This is a genomic window from Rhizomicrobium sp. (genome assembly GCF_056722145.1).
The window spans coordinates 1-6,553 of the sequence record NZ_JBWZET010000361.1 but is presented as its reverse complement, the minus strand read 5'-3'; the positions used below and the strand labels follow the sequence as shown (position 1 = coordinate 6,553).

The 6,553-nt window shown below is 63.8% G+C and carries 6 protein-coding genes; 4 read left to right on the top strand and 2 right to left on the bottom strand.

All coding sequences use genetic code 11. The features are described from left to right. The 3 genes from AC1P6P_RS19015 to AC1P6P_RS19005 form a co-directional block, all read left to right on the top strand. The coding region (locus AC1P6P_RS19015; protein WP_481404019.1) for a hypothetical protein at positions 1 to 324 on the top strand (324 nt) is incomplete at its 5' end. Continuing rightward, positions 257 to 1,465, top strand: a complete 1,209-nt coding sequence (locus AC1P6P_RS19010; RefSeq protein WP_481404018.1) for a glycoside hydrolase family 27 protein — start codon at positions 257 to 259, stop codon at positions 1,463 to 1,465. The genes AC1P6P_RS19015 and AC1P6P_RS19010, both read left to right, overlap by 68 nt. A 171-nt stretch (positions 1,466 to 1,636) precedes the next feature. Next, positions 1,637 to 2,617 (top strand): retroviral-like aspartic protease family protein, encoded by a 981-nt coding sequence (locus tag AC1P6P_RS19005; protein WP_481404017.1) that lies wholly within the window; start codon positions 1,637 to 1,639, stop codon positions 2,615 to 2,617. A 3-nt stretch (positions 2,618 to 2,620) separates the two neighbouring features. Here the strand turns inward: AC1P6P_RS19005 and AC1P6P_RS19000 are convergent, their stop codons facing one another. Continuing rightward, complete coding sequence (locus AC1P6P_RS19000) at positions 2,621 to 4,201, bottom strand: sodium:solute symporter family transporter (RefSeq protein ID WP_481404016.1); 1,581 nt, start codon at positions 4,199 to 4,201, stop codon at positions 2,621 to 2,623. A gap of 165 nt (positions 4,202 to 4,366) precedes the next feature. On the opposite strand from AC1P6P_RS19000, the gene AC1P6P_RS18995 reads away from it, so the two are divergent. Next, positions 4,367 to 5,173, top strand: a complete 807-nt coding sequence (locus AC1P6P_RS18995) for a 23S rRNA (adenine(2030)-N(6))-methyltransferase RlmJ (RefSeq protein WP_481404015.1) — start codon at positions 4,367 to 4,369, stop codon at positions 5,171 to 5,173. A gap of 262 nt (positions 5,174 to 5,435) precedes the next feature. Here the strand turns inward: AC1P6P_RS18995 and AC1P6P_RS18990 are convergent, their stop codons facing one another. Beyond that, positions 5,436 to 5,810 (bottom strand): hypothetical protein, encoded by a 375-nt coding sequence (locus AC1P6P_RS18990; protein WP_481404014.1) that lies wholly within the window; start codon positions 5,808 to 5,810, stop codon positions 5,436 to 5,438. Positions 5,811 to 6,553 lie beyond the last annotated feature (743 nt).

Here is a 6,553-nt window from a genome sequence, read left to right as displayed (position 1 = left end):
CCGCTCGCCTGCCTGCGCGGCGCCGGAGCCGATCTGTCGAATGTGCCGACGGCGTTTGCGTTGACCGCGACCAAGGCGCTCGGCGTCTCGATCCGGTCGGTGAAGATTTCGCACGAAGGCGAGGCGCTCAGTTGCGCCCAGGTTCCGCCGGTGACGGCTGCAGCCGCCATGACCGGACCGGGCCACGCCGCCAACGCCGATCCGGGGGCAAGCAAGAAAGCCGTCCGCGGCTCGAAGAAGAAAACGGGGGCAAGCCATGCAGCAACTAGCAAGAAGAGTCCTGTTCATCCTGTTCGCAAGCCTCCTCGCAAGCGTAAGCACTGAGGCGCGCGACAAGGCCGATCCCCTGCTCGGGACGCCGAACGGGCTGGCGCTGACGCCGCCGATGGGCTGGAACAGCTGGAATAAGTTTGCCTGCAATGTGAACGAAAAGCTGGTCCGCGGCGCTGCCGATGCCATGGTCAGCTCGGGCATGAAGGCGGCCGGCTATACCTACATCGTGATCGACGATTGCTGGCAGGGGGCGCGCGATCAGGCCGGCAACATCCAGCCCGACGCCGTCAAGTTTCCCTCCGGCATGAAGGCGCTCGCCGATTACGTCCATGCCAAGGGCCTCAAGTTCGGCATCTATTCCGACGCCGGCACCAAGACCTGCGGCGGCTTTCCCGGCAGTCGCGGCCACGAGTTCCAGGATGCGGCGCAGTATGCCGCCTGGGGCGTCGATTATCTGAAATACGACTGGTGCAACACCGATACCCAGGACGCCCAGGCGTCCTATCTGACGATGAGCCGGGCGTTGCAGGCGAGCGGGCGCCCGATCGTGTTTTCGATGTGCGAATGGGGCAATGCCAAGCCGTGGCTGTGGGCCAAGAACATCGGCAATCTGTGGCGCACCACCGGCGACATCGCTGACATGTGGGATGGCGCCCATCCCAACGGCTATTCGATGGGCGTGCTCAAGATTGTCGACCTGCAGGCCGAGCTGGCGCCCTATGCCGGCCCCGGTCATTGGAACGATCCCGACATGCTGGAAGTCGGCAATGGCGGCATGAGCGACAGTGAGTACCGCGCTCACTTCAGCCTGTGGGCGATGTTCGCCGCGCCCTTGATCGCCGGCAACGATCTCGCCGCCATGGATGCGCCGACCAAGGCGATCCTGATGAACAAAGAGGTCATCGCCGTCGACCAGGACGCGCTCGGCCTCGCCGCGACGCGGGTGTGGAAGGACGGCGACGCCGAAGTCTGGATGCGTCCGCTCAAGGGCGGCGGCCGTGCCGTCGTGCTGCTCAACCGCGGCAAGAATGCGCGGCGGATCGAGGCAAGCTGGGATCAGCTCCTCTACCCGGCGGGCCTGACGGCGCGGGTGCGCGATCTGTGGCAGCACAAGGATCTCGGCACCGCCAAAGGCCGCGTCGGTGCGGTTGTCGGCGGTCACGCGGTTGTGATGCTTACAATCCGGCCGTAAGCCCTCGCCCTATTTGCTCAGGACGAAAGATTTCTCAACCCGAACACGGCGTTGCGTGGTAAAATGCGCGCGCGTACGGAAACACCGGAGTGCTGCAGCGGCCGCCGCCAGACACAGTTTGAACACACGGCTCACGACAATTGCGTCCGCCAGCACGGATCGGAGGCGAAGATGCGTGCACAGACTGAAGCCAAACGGCTGTCGCGTCGGCGTTTCGTGGAGTTCGGAGCAGCGACCGCTGCGTTGACGGGAACGGGGATGGCGCAAACGATCGCGCCGCTGCCGCCCGGTACGCCGGCCGACGAAACCGCGCGCATCGCCGCCGGCAACGATGCCGACGAGCACATGACCATCCCGGTGATGATCAACGGCCGCGGGCCGTTCCGCTTCGTGGTCGATACCGGTGCCGACCGCTCGGTGCTTGCCGAGGATGTCGCCGTGCTGCTCGGGCTGGTGCGCGGCAACGAAGTCTCGGTGCAGGGCGTGGTGCGCTCGGTGTCGACGCGGGTGGTGTCGGTGGGCACCGTCGCCTTCGGTTCCCTGAGCCGGCGCAATCTGTCGATGCCGCTGCTGCCGCGAGCCTATATGGGAGCCGACGGCTATCTCGGCCTCGATGCCGTCGATGGTTCGCGCGTCACTCTCGATTTCGCCAATCGCGCCCTCACCGTCGGCGGGACGCGCGTGCCGAGCGCATTTGCCGTCCACAAGCCGAGCGAGGCCTATGTGCCGGTGCGCGGCAACATGGGCCATTTGCGCTCGCTCAATTGCCGGATCGATGGCGTCGGCGCGACCTGCTTCCTCGATACCGGAGCCCAGGTGTCGGTCGGCAACAGCAAACTGCTCGAAGCGCTGTCGCGCGAAAACCCCAGCATCCATCCGATCGGCGTCGTGCCGATCACCGGCATCACCGGCGGGGTCGTGACCGGGCAGGTGGTTCGCGTCGACAACATCCACCTGCACGCGGTGACCTTCTCCAACGCGGTGGTGGCGATTGCCGACATGCAGATTTTCGAGATCTGGGGCCTTGCCCACCAGCCGTCGCTGTTGATCGGGATGAATTTCCTGCGCCAGTTCTCGCAGGTCTCGATCGACTACGGCCTGAAGGAAATCCGCTTCGATCTGGCGTCGATGCGGGTGGCGAAGAACGGTTGAGCGCTACCACAGATACCAGTACAGCCCCGCCAGGATCGCGACGATCAGCACCGAGGCGAGGTTGTAGCCGGCTGAGGTCGAGTAATCGATGCCGTCGAGGTCGATCGCGGTTTCCTGCTTCGGCCGGGTGAGGAGCGAGCCCGCCACCGCCAGGGCGATGCAGATCACGAACACGTACCCCATGCGGATGATGAACGGGATTTGGGGCTGGAACACGGCGAAATAGGCCGAGACGATCACGGTTCCGCCGGCCGCCAGCAGCGCGCCGGTCTCGGTGGTGCGCGGCCAGAACATGCCGAGCATGAACACCACGATGACGCCGGGGGTGAAGAAGCCGGTGTATTCCTGGATGTACTGGAAGGCCTGGTCGGTGTGGCCCAGCAGCGGATAGGCGACCGCCATGGCGACGATCAGCGCGCCGATGGCGGTGAACTTGCCGACGATGACGAGCAGGCGCCGCGTCGCGCCGGGATAGACAACCTGGAAAACGTCGTTGGTGAAGATTTTGGCGATCGAGGACAGGCTCGATCCGGTCGAGGCGATGATTGCCGCCACCAGCGCCACGAACACGAAGCCGAGCCAGCCGGACGGCAGCATCAGCATCAGGCGGGGATAGGCGGTGTCGGAGGGCGCGACGTGCGAGCCGAGCAGGAAGGCGGCGGCGATGCCCGGCAGCACCACGATCGCCGGCATCAGGAGTTTCAGATAGGCGGCGAACACCATGCCCTTCTGCACTTCGCGGATCGAGCGCGCCGCCAAGGCCCGCTGCACGATGTATTGGTTGAAGCCCCAATAGGAAAACTGGATCACCCACATCGCGCCGGCGACGGTGGCCAGGCCCGGCAGGTATTTGTAATAGGGATTGGAGGGCTCGAGCACCATGTCGAAGTGCTCCGGCATCTTGGCCACCATGGTGTGGAAGCCGATGACGAGGGTGTGCAGCCCGCCGCTGGCGCCGACACGGGCGCCGATTTCGCCGAGCGCGAACACCAGGATCGCGACGCCGCCGAGCACCAGCATGCCGACCTGGACCACGTCGGTGAAATGGGTCGATTTGAGCCCGACATAGAGCGCGTAATTGCCCGCCACCAGCCCGAGCAGGATGACGCTCACCGTCATGTTGAGGCCGGTGACGACGTGCACGGCGGTGGCGCCGAGCCACATCACCGCGGTCAGGCTGACGAAGGTGTAAAGTGCGATCCACAGCATCGCCATCGTCACCTGCGTCTTCGGCCCGTACCTCAGGCGCAGGAATTGCGGCATGGTGGAGATCTGGTTTTTCAGGAACACCGGCAGGAAGTACTTGCCGATCACGACCATCGCGGCGGCGGCCAGCCATTCGTAGCCGGCGATGGCGATGCCGACGGCATAGGCCGACCCCGACATGCCGATGATCTGCTCGGCGGAGATGTTGGCCGCGATCAACGAGGCGCCGATCGCCCACCAGGGCAGCGCCCGCGTCGCCGTCGCACCCTCGCCATCGTCATCGCCGCGCAGCTCGCCGCGCTGGAACAGGTGCGCGACCGCCAGCACCAGCATGGCGTAAATGATGATGACGACGACGTCCAAAAAACCTAAATGCATGGCGGAGTGCCCCCGGACCGAGCCATGGTTGTGACGAATCACTGCTGCGATGGTAACGCTATCCGTGCCCTCGCCCACGGAACCCGATCACTTTGGCACGACAAATATTGTAAATGCCTCAACGCGGCGAAGGCTGCGAGAGGTTAACGGGCATTAAGGTCTGCGATGAACTACCGCCACGCTTATCATGCCGGGAATTTTGCCGATGTCGCCAAGCATCTGGCGCTGGTCGCCGTGCTCGGCCATCTGCGCCGCAAAGAGGCGGGATTTGCGGTGATCGACAGCCACGCCGGCCGCGGCGCCTATCCGCTGGATGGGCCCGAAGCCGTCCGCACCGGCGAAGCCGCCGAGGGCATTGGCCGGCTGACGGGCGTAAAGGATGCCCCCGAAGCGCTGGCGGCGTACCTCGATCTCGCCGGTGGGGCGATTTATCCCGGCTCGCCGTTGCTGGCGGCGAAGCTGCTGCGGCCGCAGGATCGGCTGGTGGCGGTGGAAAAGCATCCCGAGGACGCGGCCACGCTCAAGGACGTGTTGCATCCGTATGCCCGCGCCCGCGTCGAAGAGGGGGACGGTTACCAGCGTGTGACGGCCCTGTTGCCGCCGCCCGAGCGCCGCGGCGTGGTGCTGATCGATCCGCCGTTTGAAGCCCCCGATGAATTCGCGCTTGCTGCGTGCGCGGTGGCGGCCGCCTACCGCCGCTTTGCCACCGGCATTTTTCTCGTCTGGTTTCCGGTCAAGTCGGCGGCCGAGGCGAATGGGTTTTGCGGCGAGGTGCTGGCCTCGGGCGCATCCAAAGTCCTGCGCCTCGACATCGCCCGCCGCGCCGCCGTGGCAGGCAAGCTCAACACCGCCGGCCTCCTGGTGATCAATCCGCCGTGGCAGTTCGAAGCCGACATGCGCGCCGCCTTGGCGCTCATCGCCCCGCGCCTCAACGCCGACCCCACCTTCACCTGGCTCGCGGGCACGGCCTGACGTACTTACTGCCCCCGCGGGCACCCCATTTTCTGCCCCCGCGGGCGCCCCATTTTCTGCCCCCGCGGGCGCACTGCCGTTGCCACCGGCACGCAGACCGTGGGGGAAGTGGTTTGACGCCCCAGCGTCAAACCGAAGGGGGCTCCATAGGACGGCACACTTACGCCGTCCCCCGCACGCCAAGAATGCGGTGTACAGCTATTTCTCGCCCAGCTCCGGCCAGTGCGTAATCGGCAGCACCGTTGGTGTTGCCGGATAAGCGCTACTTTTGCGGATGTTCGCGATAACAAACGCCTTGTGCCCGGAAGAACGGCCCCACGGCTCTGATGAAATTCTTGTTCTTGCTGCTGGCTTTTCCGCGCTCGGCAAGCGGCAGCTTCAGCACGTCAGCAAGCGCTTGTAGTTCTTCTGGCTTCGCATTTGCCTTTGTCTTCTCGACCACGCAGGGACAGATGATGTCCAAATATTCATGCGTGAACTTAACGCCCGTCCTGTGATTCAGGATGTCCTCGGACTTGCAGATTTTGATGATCGTATCTGCCGGAGATTCCGAAAAAAAGCCGGCATCCGCTCGCTCCACCGAACCAACAAACATCACGGTCAACGCAGCGAAGGCCGCAACCTTAACACAATGCATCCAAACCCCCTGTTCGCCAATTACGGTCGAGATCGTAGTTCGCAAGCGGAGGTGATCACATCGGACACACAGTCGCTTTCGTAAAACGGGAGTTCGTGACGCTGCGCACGCGCTGAGCTTGTTACCGATATAAGGGGACACTATAAAAGGCGACACTATATAAGGGGACACTATACTTAAATCAGGAACCGCCGCCGTTATTGCAGGAGAGTATACGGCCTTCGCCCGCGGCACCGATCCGCTCGGATGCGCCTAAGACGCATAATCCCGGCCGATCGCGTGGTCCGGAATGCGCCAGGTTCTGACCTTCACCACGCCCCATTGGGGGAGAGGTCGGCGAGCGCTTTAGCGCGCGACGGGTGAGGGGGCCGTCAACGCGCGCCAGATGCCTTCGAGTACCGCCTCCAGACAATAAGGGGAGACAATAAGTGGACGCTATACTTAATTCGTGCCCATCGTGGCGAACATTACACCGGAAGAGCGCTGTGTGGCCCCGGCTCGGTTAACCGAGAAATCCCAAGCAGCGGAAGGAACACCAATACCGCGAGTGCGGCGCATCTGCCGTTTACCATCGCTGAACATTAAATCGTGATCGAGGCTCGCTTTTTAACTTGATTGTTCGCCCAATGTTCCCACATCCTGTGCGTGCAATTCTGGATGGAGCGAGAAGACACTGGAGCGGTGAAGAAAGGTCGCGCCTCTCACGACCCGCCGAGCAACGCGAGACATAACGGACCCAGGAT